The following is a 20,733-nucleotide window of genomic DNA, read 5'->3' as shown; positions in this document are numbered from 1 at the left end:
GTGGGGGGAGTTCACGCAGGATGCTTCTCAGCGGCGGTGGCGATCAGATCCGCGAGCAGACTATCGAACCGATCGATCGCGAATGTTTCATCCAGCACCGTCTCTCTGTAACGTTTGCCGTTCTGACCGAGAAGATCGGCGGCCGCACGATCAGCCATGAGCGCTGACACGCCGTCGAGCAGCGCGGACGGATCACCTGCAGAGACAACCAGACCCGCGTCGGCCGCGCGCACCTCCTGCGCTGTGATGCCGGTCGAATCGGTTGCCGCGAGCACCGGACGGCCGGCCGCGAAGTACGACGTCAGCTTGCTCGGAACGGCCATCTCGGCGACACCAGGAAGCTCGTTGACCAGCAGGATGTCAGCGGCTTGAAGAATGTCGGTGAAATCACGGTCTCCCAGCGGCGGGAGAAATTGCGTCGTCGTCGGTTGCGCTTCAGCGCGCTGCTGCAACTCGTCGCGTTGCGAACCGTTGCCAACGAGCACGAAACGAACACGTGCCCCCCGGTCGTGCGCCAGGCGCCCCGCGTCTACGACGTGATGCAGACCCTGCTTTACGCCCATGTTGCCCGTGTGAACCACTACGACCTCATCATCAGCCCAGCCTCGGGCGGCGCGCACAGCGGATACGTCCACGGGCGGCAAAGACGGCAAGTGCGTCCAGTTGCGGATAACAGCGATACGCTCACGAGGCACTCCGAAGTCCTTATGCACGCGGTCGCCGAACCGCTCGTGTATGACGACTACGGTCGACGCGGAGCGGAGCAGCAGCCCCTCGATAGCGCGGACCACGCGGGCGGCAGCGCCACCTCCCTGCGCTGTTTCAGAGATGCCGACCCCGTACAGATCCTGAACCCAGACGACGAACGGCGCGTGGCGATGGCTGAGCTTGGCTCGCAACAGAACGATGGCGGACGAGATCAACGCGGGCGACACCGCGACGACGGCATCTATCCGCCCCCACGGGCGCAGCGCCTGTCGCAGACCAAACGTCGCCTCGGACAGCGCCCGAGCGACCGGCGTCGGTCGCCGAGGCACATAATGTCTCAGCCGGTTGACGCGAACTCCGTCAAGAGTCTCGTCACGGGTCCAACCTCCGTAGCCCTCCCAGAGTCTCCAGCCCGGGTAGTGCGGATGCGTCGCGACAACGCGAACGTCGAACCCGCGCTCGAGTAGGCCCCGGGCCGCGCCGCCTGTGTAAGGGGCAATTCCCGTGGTCTCCGGGGGATAGTTGAGACCAACTACAAGAACTCGCGATGGCTTCAGCACGAGTCGTAACTTACAGCCATCAGATTCCCAGTGTCGCGGGAGCGTCTCTGCGAAGGTCACCGGCAACACGCCCGTAGCATCGTCCAGGTATCATCTGGCGCGTCTGAGAGAGACTCAGATGGCGAACGGACTTGGAGACAGAGTGCATCATCGAAGCAAAACGCACCGCCTGGGCGTCGTCATCGTGACTCACAACTCGCGGGAGGCTCTCGAAGGATGCCTCAACCACCTTCTGTCTGCCGGACCGACGCACTCACCTGCTTCGATCTGGGTTGTCGACTCAGGCAGTGACGCGGAACAAGTCCCGGCGGACCAGCGCATCGATCGCATCATTCGTGCTGCGAACTACGGCTATGGCTCATCCGTGAATATCGCTGTAGGCGCTGGGCTCGAAAGCGATTGGCTGATTGTGGTCAACCCCGACGCGATGGTAACTCTCCAGCAGATCGAGGAGCTTGTCGAGATTGCGGAAGCTGAGGGGGCCGATATAATCGCCCCCAGCCTCGACCAAAGTTCCGAACACGGCGGACACTTCACTTCGACCCCGCACCCGCCGTGGGCACGCCGAACATCAGTTTCGGGGAGTGAATTAGGCAGAGACGACAGACCACGAACCATCGGCGTTGCGTCGGTGCACGGATCAGTAATGCTGATCAGCCAAGAAGCATTTCGCATTCTCGGTGGTTTCGACGAAAGATTCTTCCTTTACTTCGAAGAAATCGACCTCTGCGTGCGCGCATCACAAAACGGCCTCCGCGTCGCCTACTCACCGGATGTGGAGGCAGCGCACGCTGGCGGCGCAAGCTCGGAAGGCGTCACGAGGATCTGGCGCCGCACCGAGATGATGCGGGGTAAAGTCAGGTTCTTTCGAAAGCACTTCGGTCGCACACCGACCGCGTTGATGATGGTGGACGAGTTCTTTCGGCACGGGAAAGATGCAATACCCGTATTTACGCAGCTGCGACACAAGCCGCGCCGAGGGCTGGCGTTCCCGGCACGACCAATTGATACATCGGGCCACACTCAGACGTGCGCTGAGCCACGTGGTGAGGACACATGAGAGGCATCGGGGCCGGCGTAACCGCTGCTTACCGAGCTGCCAACATGGTGGTGGGCTTCGCCCTCTCCTTACTTGCTACGCGAGCAATCACCAGCGATAGCGGCTCCGCTGGGTTTGCGGTGTACACCCTGCTCGTTTCCCTCTTGGCATCCCTGCCTTTCGCCGACCTTGGACTCGGCGCGAGTGTCGTTAATGCCACCTCCGACCGCGAATCCGGGAGAATTTCAGCCCGCGAATACAATGAGCAAGTGCGCTCGACACTCACTATTCTGGTCGGCGTAACAGGAGCGATTATTCTGATTGCTGCATTAATCACCAGTCTCGACGGATGGCGATTTATCTTTGGCGAACAAGAGTCTTCATCGACAAATCTGGCCGCCCTTTTTCTGGGGGTTATGCTCGCCCTATCCGTTCCACTTGGGTTGGGCGTCAGGATACTGCAGGGTCTCGGGAAAAATCAGGTTGCGACTCTGCTCGCATTCACAGGATCGATTGCCCAAGGTCTCTGGATTTTTGCATGTATCGGCCTCGGCGCAGAGCCCGCGGTGTTCGCACTCTCGGCCGGAGCCGGGCTCTTGACCACCTCCGTTGTAACGTTCATTGTTGCCTCAAAACTCGCCGCGCTAGAAATTTCCTCAGCTTTCAGGATCGCAAGTCGACCGAACTTTATCTCCGAATATAAGCCTACCAACTCCGCCCTACCATACATGATTGTCATCATGGGAGTGACAGCTACGCTGCAACTCCAACGAATACTTCTGGCGCTGGTTTCAAATGATGGTCAAGTCGCCTCATATGGATATGTCGCACAGTTCACGGTTGCTGTCACTTCTGTTATCACACTCGCTTCGATGAATCTTTGGCCACGCTACCGATCATTGCGCGCGCAGTTCCAACTCCCCGCCACAACCGTGGCGAGTCATATTCTTACCTTCACAATCGTGGGCGCCGCTCTTGGCACTCTTTCTTCTGCAGCCGCACTGATTCTGCGTTCGTTCATCACCCACGATTCAATTACTGTGTCGATGCCGACGGTTATCGCAGCTGCAACGGTGGTTGCGGCTTGGGCTGCCACGCGTCCGTCTACTCTCTTCCTCAATTACCCCGCCGGGTTCTGGCTCCAGGCCGCATCCTCAGTCGCCTGCGCAGCGTCCAGTGTGGCGCTCACCGTGACATGGGGGAGAGTCTGGGGAGCAGCCGGCGCATTCGCTGCGAATGCATTTTCAATAGCCGCCTTCGTCGCCGTACCAATGTCGGCCGCAACGTTAATGATCCTAGTTCGCGAACGACGGTCTACAAGCGGGGAGTAAGATGAATGTTGTGGCCGTGACGCTGTGGGCCCTTTTGGCGCTCTTGACTGTCGCTATCGTCAAACAGACGAAACCAGACCGCAATGGAGTGAGACCGCTTGTGACCGCTGGAAATCTGGTGGCATTGCTGTCGGTCTTCTATATTCTGATGCCTGGACTTGGACTAATTTTAGCTAACGCTGAATTCACCTGGGCGCCAAGCTTTGGAGGGTGGGATCAGCTTTCCGGTTTTTTCGGTGTCACAATCGTCGGATTGACACTCTTCAACCTGGGATACTACTTAGTTCAAAATCGCAAACCGACGCGGCCAAGGTTAGCGGATAGGCCTTCAGCGACCCGCGCGACTGGGCCCGGTCCGCTTGAAATCATCGTGGTTGTGGCATGCCTCGTGATCGGCCTAGCTCTGAAGGCCTACCTGGTGCAGTCAACCGGAGGCGTGGTTTCGACGTTGCTTAGGCTATCAAGCAGCGTCCGCGAGTCGACAAACGTCGGCGACCTCGATGCAGGTGATCTGAGCCTCAGAACAGCATCAGGGCTAGCTGACGTCGCCGCCGTCTGGATCTTTATCCGCAGTCTCAGTAGCAAGCGGGCCATCGCACCAGCCACTGCTCTACTCGTAGCAGTCATGCTCATCAGCTTCACCACTGCAGGCAAACGCCTGACCCTTCTCCTGCCTATACTCGCTGTAGTGGTAGCCCTAAGCGTGGTCCGGATGAGACTATCCATCAGACTATTCCCAGTGCTGGTGAGTTTCGCGTTCGCATTCGGGATGGGCACACTGCTCTTTCGAATCTACGTTCCGGCGTGGCTAAACAACGTAACAATCAACCTAGATCAAGTTCCATATGCCCACGGGTCCGTATTCCTCTTTTACATGAACTCTCTCGAGTTCTCGACTGTTGAGATGAGCACACTCGCAATCAACGCTCGCGACTCAATCGTTTCTATGTTTGGCGGCTATGGGAATTCATTCTATGAACTCAACATCGTGCCGTTTCTGTATACAATTCCCCGAGGTATTTGGTTCGACAAGCCCGACACGATCTATGACTTGTCCTATGCAGTGAGCGCAATTGCTAGAGGTTTCCAAGTTCCCGACCCGACCGTCGGATACGTCACAACCCTCATTGGGAACAGTTACGTGATGTTCGGCCCACTCGGCGTAGCGGCTTCATTTGCTCTATTTGGCCTGGCGGCGGGATGTGTAGATCGGATGCGCTTCAGGCGAGCATCCTGGACTCCTGCCAGCTTGATCGGCTATAGCGTTCTGCTCGTCCTCGTGTTCCACGTTTTCAGAATGGGATCCTTGGGGTGGACTTTTCTTATTGGCGTTGTGCAGCAGTACGGATTCCTTCTCGGCTTCGGGCTACTCGCGCTGGCATCCGCAATGGACCGGGCGTGGCTGGTGGGACGGCACGCCGAACGAGCACCTCTGCGAGGCCATCATGGGCGTCGATCGGACGCGGTGCCGCTAAGGACGTAACCTCGAGACTCTGTCCGTGCAGTCTCGAACGAGAGCGCGCGCCTTCATTCGCACGTCACGCTCCAAGCGCGCTGGCGCAGGCGAGGGTAGGGGCTCTTGGACCCCGGAGCATCCAGACTCGGGCTCTACTTATCTTCGCACGTGGACCTCGCCTCAGCCGGACTTGGCCTGCTCGGCCAGCCACAGGCTTCGTGCGGCGGATTCTGGTCCGTCGACTTCAGGTCCCGCTCGAAGCGGTGAACTAAGGGACACCGATGTAGTGCGGTTCTAGCCGCTAGGACGTGTTGTTGAACAGATTTGGTCCACTCTTCATTGCCAGACGTGAACGTGGCGGATAATTGCGGACGTGGCGCACCTGCCGCAGCGAGGTCCGATCTGAGCAGGTCCCCGCCCATCCACTCTCCGTTCTCATGGTTGATCTCTTCCCCGCCGCGAGCTTGCAGCCGTTGGCGCGACTCGCGGCGACGGTGGCTTCCACCCGTCCGTGGGACGACGCAACGACCCGGAGCGGCAACCCCGTGCGGTCATGGCTAAGCGCATCGCGATCCCGCGCCACTGCTTGAACGTGTCGAATCGCCGCTCCACCGCGTTGCCCCCCGTCGTACCGGCTCCGCTCTTCTTGTTTGGAAGTCGATCGGTCGCCCTCGGGCGCCTGTATCGGTGCGCGATCTGATCGTCACGTTCGGGATCGCCACGGCTATCCCGCGCTCGCGCAACCAGGCCCGGCTATCCTCGCCGGTACCGCTCGCCGGCGAGCATCCGGTCCGGCCTCGAACGTAGTCTTTGGCCATCGAACCGGCGACGCGGATGTCGCTCAGCGTCGCGGCCAGCATGCGGGTATTCGCTGACGGCCCCGGCGTGAGGACCACGCCGAGAGCACCGTCCGAGACGAAGTGGCTCTTTGTCGTCAACGCGCCGCAAGCACGGCCGATCGCGTGCGACGCCTCATCACAGAAGCTCTTACAATTCGACAGAGCTCGCCGTTGTGCGCAGCGACCAATCCCGCTGCGCTGGCGGCGCTGGGACCACCGTTTGAAGTTCTTACAGGTCCTGTTCCAGTTCCCAAACCGCTGATGCACATCCGTCACAGCGCCTCGGGCCGGAGGGCCCACACCGCCGCCTCGTCCACCACGCGGCGATCTACCGGCGCCCCGCCCATGAATCTTGCAGACGGAACAGCGGCGCCAAAGGCTCCGTGCCCGCGCTCCACTCAAACAGCCACTGGCTGGGGGAGAAACATCCAGCGCGAGATCGACTCTGACACACGACCGAGAGAATTGACAAGGGAGTATCCGGCCCTGGCTACCGACCGAAAACGCGAGCAATTCTAGCTGGGCGCCGGACTACCGCCAACATCGCGCGAAGGTAGCACGCAATCACATCAGCCAAGAAGGAATACCACCGCTCGTCTTCCGTGTCGAGCCAAGTCAGCTCAGGCGCTCTCGATGAGGAGACACGTATCCCTCTCTCCTGATTCACGGCATTCGATCCGTGGCAACTCTGCACCCATCGTCGCACGCCTTTCAGCTGAACAACGGGACCGTGCTTACTGAGCCGGTCGTGCCAATCGCAAAAGACGGTGAGCGGAGGCTCGGCTGCAGGCTCCACCAAAGAAATGAACGCGTTCGACGGATGTCCGTATCTCAACAGACGTCTCCGACTGTACTGATACCCGTCGGCAAAATTCAGAAAAGCGAAAGCTCTATCGAGCGCTTCTCGCTGCACATCCTCTATGTATCGAGGATGCAGTGAGTCGTCGCTGTCCACCCTGCTTGTCAAGATTCTTTCGGCACCGCTGACCCGCGCCGCGACCTGGCTCGCGACTACTTCCTTCTCGCAGACACCAGATACCGCCACGATCTCGGCGTTGACCGGGAGTTTCGCCTCCAAGTAATCGCGCACACGATCAGGCGACATCTCATCGATAAAGACGAGCCACGTGAAGTCTGAGTTGGTCTGAGCAGCCACGCTCGGGAGACAATACCTCTCGAATAAATCCACTCGCGCCTCCACCCATTCCATTGGGGGCAAAGGCGTTCCATCGTTGATTCGCACATGGAATCGAGTGATCAAGAAGTGCTCAACCCTCCCCAACCCGGCGACACCGTCAGTGGGCAGCGCCATCTTTTCCTACCTCTCTGAAAGCAGCAGCCATCGTTTCCACCGAGTACAAATCCCTCACCCTTGAGGAGAGCGCCTCCGAATACTCGCTCACCATGTGTCGCCTCTGCCACGCCTGGCGCATCGTTTCCGCCAGTGCTATCGAGTCATCGGTGGTGAAGGAGGTACTGTTCTCTTCATCCAACAATTCGATTTCGGGCGCATGTGGCTCCGATCTGGAGTAGATGACAGGCACTCCGAAGCCTAGGGACTGTGTGGCATTGAGTCCGACGTAGCCGGGTGCAATCATGGATACAGCACATCCGAAAAGCTCTCGCAAATCATCGACGCTTGTGATTTCCCCCATGAAGCGAATTCGACCAGCATTCACTAGGTCAGCGTAGCTCTTTTGGATCGAATCGCGGAGTGGTCCGTCGCCGATGATCACCAAACGACTATCGGAAAGCTCTCTCGCGATGTGTGCGAACGCTTCGGCTGCGAGCGCAACTTTCTTGTTTTCCACGATTCGCCCGATTACGATGAAGTCAGTGCGATCTACACCTAACAAACTGGGCACGAGTTCTTCACGGGAGTAAATTGCGTTCGCTGCGACGTAGACGGGCGTCTGCGGGTGCAGTCTACGGAAGTCGTCTCGCTGTCTATAGGTATAGACGATCATTCCGTCTATCCCGCGCCGCATGACATTACGCACAAGGTCTGACCGGGCCGCCTCGCCTGCTCGGGGAAATACATGACCCCACGCCACCGTCTTCAGTCGCAGAATTTTGCGAACTGCGATCGCAAGCCAGGAGTTGAGAATTCGGGGGTTTAGCTCTACGACTAGGTTTTCAGCACTCCGGATAGCCCGCCAAGTCCCACGCTGCCATGCGAACCGACCACCAAGGAAGAAAAGGTTCCGTCCGGTGTATGTCACATTTTCGCCATTGACGCCAAGAACCACGCCGGGTAGAAATTGCCGGTCTCCGCTGAGAAAGGAAACTGATCTAGTTTCGGAAAGTTCCGAAACAAGGGCCTGCCGATAGTGGGGCAATGCAAGTTGCAATACCACGACCCCTGTGATCCTCTTCATGTACGTCCTCTCGCCGACACTAAACGGCAGATTCCCCCGGCATGAGCGCCGCCTTTGCAGTCTTCGCCAGAATTGCAAGATCGCCAACCAGCGACCAATTCTCCACATATGACAAGTCCAACCGCACGGTCTCCTCCCAGGACAGCGTGGAACGACCGCTCACTTGCCACAAACCGGTAATGCCCGGCTTGACCAGGAACCGACGATGCACATGAGTCGCATACTGGGCAACCTCGCTGGCTAACGGCGGCCGCGGTCCCACGAGTGACATCGAGCCGCCGATCACGTTGAACAGCTGCGGGAGCTCGTCCAGGCTGTACTTGCGCATGATTCGCCCGATCGGCGTCACCCGTGGGTCGTTCTTCATCTTGAACAAGACCTCGTTGCCCGAGTCAATGCCCTGCTCGACGCGCTGCCGCTGCAACCTCTCGAGTAGCTCTTCCGCATTCGTCACCATCGAGCGAAACTTCAGCATGGTGAACTCGCGCCCACCACGCCCAATGCGCACCTGCCGAAACAGAATCGGCCCCTCAGACGAGAGCCGAATACTCATCGCCAGGAGAGCCAGCACAGGGCTCAGCAACAGGACGCCGACGGCACTCGCGGTCACGTCGACCGATCGCTTCAGGAACAACTGGCCCTTGCTGAAGCGCGGCGTCTCGACGTGGATGAGGGGCAAGCCGGCGACGGGCCGAGTGTGCAGTCGCGGACCCGCGATATCGACGATGCTCGGCGCGAGCACGAGGTGCTGGCGCCCCGCCTGCAGGTTCCAAGAGATCTGCTTCACCTTGTCGGGCGGCAGCTCATCGGTGCTCGTCACGGCCACGGTATCGGCGCCGGTCAGTTCCATCGCGCGCTCCACCGCGTTGACGCTCCCCATCATCGGGATGGTCGTGCCCGGAACCAAGTCGGCAACCTTGCCCGTCGGAGTGCACGCACCGACGACGTGATAGCCGGCGCTCGGAGTGCGGATGAGCTCACGCGCGATCTGAGCCACCGACTCCTCCGAGCCGACGAGAAGAACCCGAGCCGAGAAGTCTCCCGTTTTGCGCTTCATGATCAGCCACTGCCGCCACAGCCACCGCGTCCACAGCAGCACAGCGACGCCCACCGGCAGACTGATGAGAAGAAATCCGCGGGCGACATCCACCTTGGTCAAGAACGCCACGATGGCGATCACTCCGAAGAGACGCACGCTGGCGTCGACGACACGCAGGTACTCGTTCGACCCCGATCCGAGCACACGGATGCTCCGGGAGTCACTCCACGACAGCGCACCGAGCCAGGCGACGACGAGGATCACCGAGAACACCCAATAGGAGATGTCAGAGATGCGAGCGTCGTCCCGGATTGCCAGTTGCGCATTGCCGAGGCCGAACCATGCGATCTGCGTGCCGAAGACGACCCACACAAGTACGAGGAAGTCGCTGACCACGAGCCGTCGCTGAAAGCGGCGACGCCAATCGTTGAAGGGTGGGGCAGCGGGACGCATGGTGCTGGTGGCCTGAGTCGACGCACCGGCCGGAGCAGTGATGGAGCCGCTGTCCGCGCGGGGTGCTGTCGAGTCGTGAGGCGACTCCGTCGTCGCATCGACCTGAATATCGGTCGACACTTCGGCTTCCTCCTATATCTCGGTTTCGGCCCCCCGGCTGTCGGGAGATTATCAGCCGAATGTGTCAGGTGTGTGACGCGTGACGGTCTGATGACTCCCGGTGACACCCGAGCCTATGAGCACGATGAGAGGGCTCTCATCATCCTTTTGGTGAAAACTTGGTGTCGCGTGCGGATCCGTCAGCCGAGCGACGGCGCCGCGGGCGCGACGGCACCCCACGTTCCGACGACGACGAGCACCAGATACGACACGTTGTAGACCACGTGCGTCAGCACGGCGCCCCAGATGCGGCCCGTGAGCAGAACCACGAGGGCGCACGTGCCCCCGACCGCGAAGAGTTGGATGCCGTCGACCAGCGTCAACGCCCCGGCCGTCGCGTGCAGCAGCACGAACCCGCCCGCCGACACCAGCGCCGCCGTCACCCCGGCCGCCACCCCACCCACGCTCCGCCGCAGCAACTGATACACCGCGACGAGAACGACCGTGCGGAAGAAGAACTCCTCGACGAGCGGCGCGACCAGCCCCGCCGGAATCGCCTCCGTCAGCCACCACCCCGAGGGCAGGCCGCCGTCGAGCGCCATCGCGGAGGGGAAGGCCGCGGCATCCGCACCGCTCACCCAGCCCTGCAGCAGACGCAGGCCGAGCCCCAGCCCGACGCCCCACAGCACATCGATCGGCCGAAACCGCAGCAGCCCGGCCGGCCGTGACCGCGCGAACGCGAATGCGACGGCGCCACCGAGCCCGAGCCACAGCACCACGGTCGAGGCGGTGGCGGCCCACGGCGCCGCGATACGGCTCACGGCGCCGCCGCCGACGACGCCGAGCCCCACCCCGATGAGCGCCGCCGACAGGACGGCAAGGTCCCACCGGCGCACCGCCGTGCCGCCCAGACGCCAGTCGGTGCGCTTGCGACGACGGCGACCGGGCGTCGCGGGCTCGCCAGAGGCCTCCGACGCGCCGCGCTCGCTCGGCAACCGGCGTGCAGGCGTCGACGCCTCGAGGGCGGACGAACCGGGGTCGCTAAGCTGATCGGGCACGTGGCCAAACTACCGGTCACGCGGCGAGCCACACACTCCCTCCCCCGCTCTATCGACACCGGAAGTCACCGTGCTCGAGATCCTCACCGTGTGCACCGGCAACATCTGCCGCTCCCCCCTGGCCGCGCAGCTGCTGGCCACCCGCCTCGCCGATCTTCCGGTGCGCGTCTCCAGCGCCGGCGCTCGCGCGCGCGACGGGATGCCGATGACTCCCGAAGCCGCTGACCTCGCCGTCGCCCGCGGCGTCGACCCGGCGCTCGTGGCGGCCCACGGCGCCCGCTACCTCACCCCGGTGCACGTGCGCACCGCCGATCTCGTGCTCGCCATGGCGCGCGACCACCGCCGCGAAGTCGTCGAGCTCGACCCCTCGCGAATGCGACAGGCCTTCACGGCGCGCGAGTTCGCCCGCCTCGCCGCCGATCTGAGCGACGACGACCTGCGGACGGCCGCAGCGACCGCCGGGGAGGGCGCACCTCCGCGGGAGCGCTTCGCCGCCGCGCTGGGCGCGATCGCCGGGCGCCGCGGGATCACGCTGCCCCCGACATCCCCCGAGGACGACGACGTCATCGACCCCTACGGCCGCTCGGCGGCCACGTACGAACGCTCCGCGGTCGAGCTCGAGCCGGGGCTCGTCGCCGTCGAACGCGTCGTGCGGATCGCCTTCGGCTGACCGCGGCGCGGGCGGCGTTTCGACTCGCGCTTCGCGCTCACTCAACGACCGGGAGTGGTGGGAGGGTGCTGCCGGTCGTTGAGCGAGCGCAGCGAGTCGAAACGCCGCGACCCCTGTGGACAACTCCGACGAGTGTCGTAGGTATGTTCTAATGTCGAAGTCATGGAGAACAGGCTCGATGGCATCGCCGCAGCGCTCGACGCGCTCGCGGCGGCGGGCGGTGCACAGGCGCCGGCCGCGCTGTCACCGAGCGCGCTCGTCGAGGTGAATCGCGCTTTCGGCGTGCTCATGCGCCAGGTCGACGCCGCGTTCGCGCCCGTCGCAGCCGAGATCTCCCGTCAGTCGCGGCCGCAGCTCGGGGGCGACTCCCTCGCCAAGAAGCAGGGCTTCCGCTCCCCCGTCGCGCTGATCCAAGCCACCACCGGCGCGAGCGTGGGCGAAGCGATCAGACTCGTGCAGGTGGGCGAGAGCACGGCGCCGCGCACCAGTATCAGCGGCGAGTCGCGACCCGCCGCGCACCCGCACGTGGCGGCGGCTGTGGCGGCGGGCGCTCTGTCGATGACAGCGGCGTCGGCGATCATCACTCTGCTCGACAAGCTGTCGCTCCGCGTCGATTCCGCGCGCAGGGATGCCGTCGAGCGCGACCTCTGCCAGCGGGCACCCGGACTGCGGGCCGACGAGCTGACCAGGCTGCTGGCGCACGCGGAGGCCGAACTCGACCCCGACGGGCTCGCCGCCGCGCACGAGGAGCATCGGTCGGCCCGCGCGCTGCGGATGCAGGAGCGAGACGGCATGCTCCACCTCACCGGGGTATTCGACGTGGCCACCGCCGCGCCGATCAAGACGGTGCTCGACGCGATGGTCACCCGCGTGCTGCAGAACAACGAGCATGCCCCGCGGCACGAACACGGGGGCGGCGACGACCCCGAGGCAGGCGCTCTTCGCGACGAGCGCACGGTGCCGCAGATGAGAGCCGACGCCCTGCACGAACTGTGCGCGCACGCCCTCGGCTGCGAGCAGGTCCCCACGGTCGCGACGACCACCGTCGTCGTGCGGATGACGCTCGACCAGCTCGAGTCGGGGTGCGGCGTCGCGCGCATCGACGGGTTCGACGCATCGCTGCCCGCCGCGGAAGTGCGCCGGCTCGCCGCCGACCTGCAGGTCATTCCGTGCGTTCTCGGCGGCGACAGCGAGATTCTCGACTGGGGCCGCACGCGTCGCCTGTTCTCACCCGCACAGAAGCTCGCCCTCGCCGAACGCGACGGCGGCTGCGCGTTCTGCGGGGCTCCGCCGGCGTGGACTCACGGGCACCACATCGCCTGGTGGAACCGGGATGCCGGGCCCACCGACCTCGACAACGGCGTGCTGCTGTGCACCGGCTGCCACCATCGCATCCACAGCGACGGGTGGGAGATCCGCGTCGACGGCGTCGGAGTGGCCGCGCGGGTGTGGTTCATCCCGCCGCCGTGGATCGACGCCGATCGCACGCCCCGCATCGGTGGGAGTGCCCGCTACGCGCTGAAGTGCTGAGCCGCTGAACTGCTGAGCCGCTGAGCGATGTGGGGTGATGATGACCGATCCACACGGCGGCACCGACGGCGACGGCGACCTGTGCAGGCTGCACACGCACGTGTTGCCGCCCGGACACCGGCCCGAAACATCCGCTATGGCAGACTGAGTCCGATCGTCCCGGCCTTGCAACCCCCCTCCTGGCTGGCAGCGCGTCTTCGAGAGGCACCATGGAGCTCAGCGACTACATCCGCATCCTCCGCAAGAACTGGCTCGTGATCGTCGTGCTGACCCTGCTGGGACTCGGCGCGGCGGCGGGCTACTCCCTCACGAGGACCCCGATCTACGAGTCCGCGAGCACGGTCTTCGTCTCCACGCAGTCGGGCAACACGGCCCAGGAGCTGCAGCAGGGATCGTCGTTCGCCCAGGCCCGCATCAACACCTATGTGGGACTCACCACGACGCCCGTCGTGCTGAACCCGGTGATCGCCGACCTCGGCCTCGCCCGCACCGCCGAAGATCTCGCGAAAGACGTCAAGGCGTCGGCCGCTCTCAACTCCACGCTCATCACCATCACGGTCTCCGACCCCGACGCCGTGCAGGCGGCCAAGATCGCCAACGCGATCGCGGCGAGCCTCGCCTCCGCGGTGCCGCAGCTCGAGCCCGAGAGCAACAGCGGGGCCAGCGCCATCCGCCTCAGCCGCGTCAGCGACGCGCAGCCCGCGCTGAAGCCGTCGAGCCCCAACGTGCCGCTGAACCTCGCCCTCGGTGTTCTCGTCGGCCTGGCCCTCGGTATCGGCGTCGCGGTGCTGCGCACCACCCTCGACAACCGGGTGCGCACGCCCCGCGAGGCCGAGCAGATCACCGGCTCGCCCGGCATCGGCGCGATCGCCTACGACACGAAGGCCAAGGAGCGCCCGCTCATCGTCCACGCCGATCCGCTGAGCCCCCGGGCCGAGTCGTTCCGGGCGCTGCGCACCAACCTGCAGTTCCTCGACATGGGCGGCCGCTCCAGCTTCGTCATCACCAGCTCGATCCCCAGCGAGGGCAAGTCGACCACCACGATCAACCTCGCCATCGCCCTCGCCGACGCCGGCAAGCGCGTCGCCCTGCTCGACACCGACCTTCGCAAGCCCAAGGTCGCCGAATACCTCGGCATGGAGGGCGGCGCGGGTCTCACCGACGTGCTCATCGGTCGCGCGAAGGTCGGGGAGGTCATGCTCCCCTGGGGCGGGCGCAGCCTCTACGTGCTGCCCGCCGGCAAGATCCCACCGAACCCCAGCGAGCTGCTCGGCTCCCGCCAGATGAACACGCTGCTCGAGATGCTCGAGAAGGACTTCGACGTCGTGCTCTGCGACGCACCGCCCCTGCTGCCCGTCACCGACGCCGCCATCCTCGCGCGCGTCACCAGCGGCGCGCTGCTGATCATCTCGGCCGGCCGCACGACCAAGCACCAGCTCCAGGGGGCCACCGAAGCCCTCAACACCGTCGGCGCCAAGCTCGCCGGCTTCGTGATGTCGATGGTTCCCACCCGCGGGCCCGACTCCTACTACTCCGCCTACGGGTACGGATACGGATACGGGTACGGCTACCGCGAGACCCCGGCCAAGACCTCCAAGGCCGAGCGCAAGGGGGCCAAGCGCCGCGGACGCACCACGCCGCTGGCCAGCGTGCCCGCCGCCCCCACGCTCGACGAGCTCGGGTTCGACTCCCGCCGCGACGCGCGTGAGGCCGACAGGGAGAGCTGAGTCGTGCCCCGCCCGCGCAGCTTCGCCAAGAGCCGCGGCGGCGCGACGCTCATCGCGATCGGACTGATCGCGCTCACCGTCGCGGCCGTCGGGCTCAGCGTCGCCGCGCTCCGGCAGGGCCGCGGCCCCGGCGACGTCGACGCCACCGTCGGACCGGCGCCCACCTTCACCTACGCCGTCCGCACCCCGACAGCGACGGCGACACCCACGGCATCCGCTTCCCCCACCCCTGCCGGCGCGCCCGGTGCGGCCGAGCGGTTCCTGTCCGTCGGCGCCGACGCGATGTGGCGCGCCACCGCGGGAGCGTGCGGCGGCGCGGCCCCCGTCGTCGAACGCTCCGGCGATAACGGCGCCACGTGGCAGAGCGTCACCCCCACGGCGAAGGGCGCCGTCCAGGTGCTCAGCCTCACCTCGTTCGGTGGGCGCAACGCCACCGCCGTCGCCGCGCTCGGCGCGAACTGCACCCTGAATACGCTGCGCACCTACACCGACGGCCGGTTCTGGGAGCCCTATCCCGACATCTTCGCCGTCGACACCTACGTACTTCCCGGCGAGCGCGCCGTCATCGTCGACGGCACACGCATCGCCGCCCCCTGCGCGACACCCTGGGGCCTGCGCTCGGCCGGCAGCACCACCGCGATCGTCTGCGACGACGCCGCCTACCGCCTGGACGGGCAGAACTGGACGCGTCTCGCTCAGACCGCACGTGCCGTCGCCGTCAGCGCAGACACCGTCTACATCGCGCAGACGGATGCCGCGTGCAGCGGCATCCGCATCACCGCCCACTCGAGCGACGCGACCGGAGCGAGCGATCTCGGATGCACGACGCTCGACGCCGCCGATGCCGCCGGGCCACTCGCACTGGACGCGAGCAGCAGCGCATCGGGCACCGTGCTCACCCTCTGGGCGGGCTCACGCCTCATCGACATCGCCGGCTGAGCCGGCCGCAGTCACGAGGCGAGCAGCTCGGCGACGCGGCGACGCAGCTCGCGCGGCGCGAAGGGCTTCACGACGTAGTCGTCGGCACCGGCTCCGCGCGCCGCATCGATGTCGGACGGCGCCGATTTGGCCGTGAGCATGATGATGCGGGTGGCATCGAACGACGAATCCTGCCGCAGCGTGCGACAGACCTCGATGCCCGTCATCCCCGGCATCATCCAATCGAGAACGATGAGATCGGGGTGCGCTGCCGATGCCGCGGCGATTCCGTGCTCGCCGTCGGTGGCGACGGTGACCTCATGACCGGCGATGCTCAAGACCGTGCGCACCAGTTCGGCGACGTCGGCGTCGTCATCGACAACGAGCACGTTCGCCATGGGTGCGTCCTCCACCGACTCAGCCCCTCGATAACTAGCCTGGCTAGATTTCCCCCGAATGCCATTAGCGTACTCGTATGACAGCCTCCGGGGTGGATCGCCCCGTCGATCGCCCCACAGCTGCGTGGCGCACCCTGGGCTTCTGGCTGGGCGGAGCAGTGCTCATCTTCGTGCTGTCGATCGTGGCGGTCGGCTTCGCCGTTCCCGGCGTGCCGGTAGCCCTGTGGTGGCCCGCGGCCGGCGTCTCGGCCGTGCTCGTCCTGCGCGCGCCGCCGCATCGCCGCGCGGTGTCGGTGTGCGTCGTGCTCGTCGCGACGACCGCCGGCAACTTCGTGGCGGGGCGACCCGCCGAGCTCAGCGGTCTGTACGGACTGGCGAACGCGATCGAAGCGGCGATGCTGGGCTGGCTGCTGCTGCGCGGGGGGCGAGATGCACGCCTGCGCACAACCACCGACGCGGTGCAGTTCGTCGCCCTGTCCGCGGTCTCCGCCATGGTCTTCGCCCTGCTCATCGCGCTCATCAACATCACCCTCGTCGAGGGTGAACCCCTCGCTTCGGCGATCATCACCTGCGCGTCCCACCTGTCGGCCGTGCTGCTGATCGTTCCTCTCGCGCTCTTCGAGGGGCAGCCGCAACCGCCTTCTCGTCCGGGCGAGTCGGCGGCGCAGATCCTCGTGATGCTCGTCGTCATCGCGGCGGGCATCGGGCCGCTCAGCCCTCTGCCGCTCGCATTCCTCGTCTTCGTGCCGTTGGCGTGGGCCTCCCTGCGTTTCCCGCCGCTGTTCGCCCAGATCCAGGCCCTCGTCGTCGCGCTGACGACGATGCTGTTCAGCCGGCTGAGCATGGGCGTGTTCGACCCGGCCCGCATCGACCCCACCGAGCGCGCCATCACGGTCGCCGCCTTCGTCGCCGCGCTCGCGATCTTCACGGTTCTGACGACCACCGAACGCAACGAGTCGCTGCGCAACGCCCGCACGGCGGTCGACTCCGCGGAGCAGAGCGCCGAAGCCGCGCGTGCCACCGCCGCCACCGTCCAGGTGCGCTACGACCTCGAACGGCAGCGGCAGGACTTCCTCTCCACGACCAGCCATGAGCTGCGCACGCCCATCACGATCATCGCCGGTTACAGCGAACTGCTCTCCGACGCCGAACTGCCTGCCGAGGCCGGTGCGTGGGTTGACGCGATCCATCGCAACACCGGACGGTTGGCCGGCATGCTCGACGACCTCCTCGCCTTCAGCCGCACCCAGGCCGAACGACCGCGACCGCTCGAGATCGCGGCATCCGACCTGGTGCACGAGGTCGTCGCGCACCACACCAGCAGCGCCACTGCGCGCTCCATCGAGGTCGACATCGACACCGCCGAGGAGATGGCGGTCTTTGCCGACCGTGACGACGCCGCGCGCGCACTGGGCAACCTGCTGTCCAACGCCGTCAAGTTCACACCGGCCGGCGGCGCCGTCCGTGTCGAGATCTCGGGTGTCGCCGCCGACGTGATGTTCACCGTCAGCGACACCGGTCCGGGCATCGGGCCCGACGCCCTCGCCCAGGTCTTCGACCCGTTCTACCGCGGCGAGCAGGCCGAGGTCCGTGCGACCCCGGGGACGGGTCTGGGCCTGCCCATCGCCCGGATGCTCGCACGACGCAACGGCGGGGAGGTCATGATCGTGTCGCTGCCCGGACACGGCACGAAGGCGACCCTGCTGCTTCCCCGCAGCGGCAGAGCTGTCGCCGACGCGGATCAATAGACTGCCGAATGAGGAACCGATGACCACCCCCCGCGTCGAGAGTCGATGGGCCGACAGCCAGCTGATCGGCACCGTCGTGAGGTCCGTGTGGCAGTGGCAGCTCATCGTCGGCTTCAGCACCGTCGCGGTCGCACTGGGCGTGACGCTGCTCAATCCGCGGCTCTTCGGCGACATCTCGCTGCTGACGGGGCTCGCCCTGATCTGCGCGATCACATCGTGGGCGATGGTGATGCCGTGGGCCCGCCATCGCGAGCTCGTCCTCGCGCTGCCCTTCGCCGACGCCGTCGCGATCGGACTGCTCGCCATCTCGGACCACACGCTCGGATATCTGTGGGTCGTCCCGATGGCGTGGGTGGCCACCTACTACTCGATGGCTGCCGTGGTCGCCGCGCTCGGGCTCATCTTCGCGCTGCAGATCGTGCGCTGGTGGATTCCCGGGGCACCGCTCACGTCGCCCCTGGAGATCATGATCGTCCTGCTGGGACTCGGCTTCCTCGGCATCGCCATGAACCAGGGCGCCCGTCGCACCCGAGCGTTCCGCCTGCTCATCCAGCGCCAATCCCGCCAGCTCGACCGTGCCGTCGCGCGGATGAGCGTGCACGAAGACCGCGCCAACGGACTGTTCGACACCGTGAGCACCGCGCTGGCCCGCGTGGACGACCGTGGGAACATCGACCTGGCCAACGCCGCCTACCGGCATCTCTACGCCTACGACAACGACGACTACCGGCATCCGCCGCGCGCCGTCGAGTACGACGCCTACCGCGGCACCGCCCTTCCCCGCGACGCGACCTCCATCGCCCGCGCCGCCCGCGGCGAGCGGGTCGAGAACGAGCTGATCTGGCTGTACGACGCCAGCGGAGAGTGGCGCGCATTGTCGATGTCGATCCGCGGACGTACGGTGCGCACCGAGACCGACGACGACACGGAGGTCTCCATCATCCAGCTCGACGACGTCACCGACACCGAGCGCGAGCGCCGAGAGCAGCGTGCGACAACCAGCGCCGTCTCCCACGAGCTGCGAAACCCTCTCACGGTCATCCTCGGTCACGCCGACCTCATGCTCGACGCCGAAGACCTCACGCCGGCCCAGCGCGAGCACGCGACGGTCATCGAGGGGGCCGCCGAACGGATGCTGGCCCTCACGAAATCGCTGCTCGACTCCCACCGCGCCCCGGAGATGAGCGACCAGTTCGACCTGTCGGTGATCGCCGAGGCCACGGCCGACGCATTCGCCCCGGCCGCGGCCGCCTCCGACATCGACCTGCAGACGAACATCGACCGCCCCCTGCCGATCACCGGGGACGGCTTCCGACTGCGGCAGGTCGTCGACAACCTCATCAGCAACGCGATCAAGTACACCCCGCGCGGCGGTAGCGTCGAGGTCATGACCACCGCAGAGGGCGACGACGCGGTGCTGCGGGTGTCCGACACCGGCATCGGGATCGCGGCCGACGATCTGGAGCGGGTCTTCGTCCCCTATTTCCGCGCGCGCAGCGCCACCGCGAGCGGCATCGCGGGCACCGGACTGGGAATGTCGATCGCCCGCCAGATCATCGAGGAGAATGCGGGAACGATCACTCTGGAGAGCACGCTCGGCACCGGCACGACCGCGACCGTCCGCCTGCCGTTGCGGGGCTCTCACCGTCCGAGCACGACGGAGGTCAGCGCATGAGCATCTCGACCGTCATGGTCGCCTTGACGACGCTGTGCACCGCGATCATGATCGGGCTGGGGTTCTTGCAGCGGCCGTCGCGGGAGGCCGCGATCTGGTCCAGCGGATTCATCGCCGCCATGGCCGCGAGCTACCTGCAGACCAGCGCCAATCTGCTCGACAACGCCTGGCTCGACGCCCTCAGCGACGGACTCATGCTCCTCGCTCTGGGCCTCGTGTGGGTAGGCCTGCGCGCGCGCCGCGGGCGCCGACCGATCCTGCTGTCGGCGGTGATCGGTGTGACGCTCGTGGTCATCGTGACCGTCGCGCTCACCTCGGGCACCGCCGCCGAAGACGCGGTCGGCAACGTCGAGCTCGTCGTGTTCGCGGCGATCTCCGCAGCCACGGCGATCGAACTCGTCGGTGTGCGCACGGCAGCACGCGGCGTGATCGTCCCGCTCGCCCTGTCGTCGGGCCTGGTGGCGGTGTTCTCCCTGGTGTGGCTCTGCACCGACCTCGTGGGCGACCGCCTGCGCCTGGTCGACAACCTCCCTCCGACGGAGGACTTCACCCCGGTGGTCATGGCCATCACGCTCGTGACCGCCTTGACCACGCTGCTGCTGCTCGCCCGGGCCGAGAACCCGACCTCGGTGACGGCGACGGTCGCCGGCTTCCGAGTCATCGCACGTGACCGACTCGCCCGCGCGGAGCGATTCGACGACGCGTGGTGGTCGCTGCTGGACGTTCGCCTCGACGACCCGATCGCGCTGCGCGAAGCCTCCAGCGCGCTGGCATACAGCCGTGTCCTCGAGCGCTTCGCGTCGGACGTCGCCGCCGTCTTCCCCGCCGAGGCCGATCTCGATCGGCTCGAACCCTCGCGCATGCTCGTTCTGCTGCCGCGCCATGAGGCCGCCGTCCGTCCCCTCCTGCGTGCATTGCTGGAGCGTGTGGCGACCGTCTCGACCGACCAATCGATCGCCGTCCGCCTGTCGGCCAGCATCGGCTGGGCGAGCGTGTCGCGCATCGGCTACGACCTCGACGACCTCATCACGGCCGCCGCCGCCGCCGCCGACGAGGCGCAGCTGGCCGGCGGCGACCGCTGGGAGCGCGCGAGCGTGATCGCCTAGC

The 20,733-nt window shown here is 65.5% G+C and carries 15 protein-coding genes; 10 read left to right on the top strand and 5 right to left on the bottom strand.

The window, feature by feature from the left end; translation table 11 throughout:
* Nucleotides 1-11: 11 nt before the first annotated feature.
* Nucleotides 12-1,268, bottom strand: a complete 1,257-nt coding sequence (locus tag CEP17_RS12350) for a glycosyltransferase (RefSeq protein WP_239498525.1) — start codon at nucleotides 1,266-1,268, stop codon at nucleotides 12-14.
* A gap of 118 nt (nucleotides 1,269-1,386) precedes the next feature.
* On the opposite strand from CEP17_RS12350, the gene CEP17_RS12345 reads away from it, so the two are divergent.
* The 3 genes from CEP17_RS12345 to CEP17_RS15130 all read left to right on the top strand — a co-directional run bounded on the left by CEP17_RS12345 (nucleotide 1,387) and on the right by CEP17_RS15130 (nucleotide 5,121).
* Entirely contained in the window at nucleotides 1,387-2,328 is a 942-nt protein-coding gene (locus CEP17_RS12345; protein WP_112932435.1) for a glycosyltransferase family 2 protein, read from the top strand.
* A gap of 119 nt (nucleotides 2,329-2,447) precedes the next feature.
* Nucleotides 2,448-3,638, top strand: coding sequence for a hypothetical protein (locus tag CEP17_RS15135; RefSeq protein WP_162722451.1), 1,191 nt, complete (start codon nucleotides 2,448-2,450; stop codon nucleotides 3,636-3,638).
* 10 nt (nucleotides 3,639-3,648) lie between these two features.
* The gene (locus CEP17_RS15130; RefSeq protein WP_162722450.1) at nucleotides 3,649-5,121 is read left to right on the top strand and encodes a hypothetical protein; all 1,473 of its coding nucleotides are present in this window, start codon (nucleotides 3,649-3,651) and stop codon (nucleotides 5,119-5,121) included.
* A 2,107-nt stretch (nucleotides 5,122-7,228) separates the two neighbouring features.
* Here CEP17_RS15130 and CEP17_RS12335 read toward each other — a convergent pair.
* From CEP17_RS12335 to CEP17_RS12325, 3 genes are all read right to left on the bottom strand, one after another.
* Nucleotides 7,229-8,311, bottom strand: coding sequence for a glycosyltransferase family 4 protein (locus tag CEP17_RS12335; RefSeq protein WP_162722449.1), 1,083 nt, complete (start codon nucleotides 8,309-8,311; stop codon nucleotides 7,229-7,231).
* Between the two features lie 19 nt (nucleotides 8,312-8,330).
* The gene (locus CEP17_RS12330) at nucleotides 8,331-9,923 is read right to left on the bottom strand and encodes a sugar transferase (RefSeq protein ID WP_343234076.1); all 1,593 of its coding nucleotides are present in this window, start codon (nucleotides 9,921-9,923) and stop codon (nucleotides 8,331-8,333) included.
* Between the two features lie 179 nt (nucleotides 9,924-10,102).
* Entirely contained in the window at nucleotides 10,103-10,960 is an 858-nt protein-coding gene (locus tag CEP17_RS12325; RefSeq protein ID WP_239498524.1) for a CPBP family intramembrane glutamic endopeptidase, read from the bottom strand.
* 70 nt (nucleotides 10,961-11,030) lie between these two features.
* On the opposite strand from CEP17_RS12325, the gene CEP17_RS12320 reads away from it, so the two are divergent.
* The 4 genes from CEP17_RS12320 to CEP17_RS12305 all read left to right on the top strand — a co-directional run bounded on the left by CEP17_RS12320 (nucleotide 11,031) and on the right by CEP17_RS12305 (nucleotide 15,826).
* Nucleotides 11,031-11,630 (top strand): low molecular weight phosphatase family protein, encoded by a 600-nt coding sequence (locus tag CEP17_RS12320; protein WP_112932432.1) that lies wholly within the window; start codon nucleotides 11,031-11,033, stop codon nucleotides 11,628-11,630.
* 162 nt (nucleotides 11,631-11,792) lie between these two features.
* Entirely contained in the window at nucleotides 11,793-13,160 is a 1,368-nt protein-coding gene (locus tag CEP17_RS12315; protein ID WP_112932431.1) for an HNH endonuclease signature motif containing protein, read from the top strand.
* Between the two features lie 209 nt (nucleotides 13,161-13,369).
* Nucleotides 13,370-14,887: a polysaccharide biosynthesis tyrosine autokinase gene (locus tag CEP17_RS12310; RefSeq protein WP_036289527.1), complete on the top strand. Its 1,518-nt coding sequence runs from the start codon at nucleotides 13,370-13,372 to the stop codon at nucleotides 14,885-14,887.
* A 3-nt stretch (nucleotides 14,888-14,890) separates the two neighbouring features.
* Nucleotides 14,891-15,826, top strand: coding sequence for a hypothetical protein (locus CEP17_RS12305; protein ID WP_112932430.1), 936 nt, complete (start codon nucleotides 14,891-14,893; stop codon nucleotides 15,824-15,826).
* Between the two features lie 11 nt (nucleotides 15,827-15,837).
* Here CEP17_RS12305 and CEP17_RS12300 read toward each other — a convergent pair whose 3' ends face one another.
* A complete protein-coding gene (locus CEP17_RS12300; RefSeq protein ID WP_036321166.1) occupies nucleotides 15,838-16,203 on the bottom strand; it encodes a response regulator in 366 nt (121 codons plus the stop codon).
* A 77-nt stretch (nucleotides 16,204-16,280) separates the two neighbouring features.
* Here CEP17_RS12300 and CEP17_RS12295 point away from each other — a divergent pair, with 77 nt between their 5' ends.
* The 3 genes from CEP17_RS12295 to CEP17_RS12285 are packed head-to-tail and all read left to right on the top strand — an operon-like array spanning nucleotide 16,281 to nucleotide 20,732.
* Nucleotides 16,281-17,951: a HAMP domain-containing sensor histidine kinase gene (locus CEP17_RS12295; RefSeq protein WP_112932429.1), complete on the top strand. Its 1,671-nt coding sequence runs from the start codon at nucleotides 16,281-16,283 to the stop codon at nucleotides 17,949-17,951.
* A gap of 19 nt (nucleotides 17,952-17,970) precedes the next feature.
* Entirely contained in the window at nucleotides 17,971-19,626 is a 1,656-nt protein-coding gene (locus CEP17_RS12290; protein ID WP_112932428.1) for a HAMP domain-containing sensor histidine kinase, read from the top strand.
* Nucleotides 19,623-20,732, top strand: a complete 1,110-nt coding sequence (locus CEP17_RS12285) for a diguanylate cyclase (protein ID WP_112932427.1) — start codon at nucleotides 19,623-19,625, stop codon at nucleotides 20,730-20,732. Before CEP17_RS12290 ends, CEP17_RS12285 begins: the two co-directional genes overlap by 4 nt.
* Nucleotide 20,733: the final 1 nt, after the last annotated feature.

This window comes from Microbacterium sp. PM5 (assembly GCF_003293595.1).
Taxonomy (GTDB): domain Bacteria; phylum Actinomycetota; class Actinomycetes; order Actinomycetales; family Microbacteriaceae; genus Microbacterium.
The sequence above is the reverse complement of the archived record's forward strand: the minus strand, read 5'-3'. Positions and strand labels throughout refer to the sequence as shown.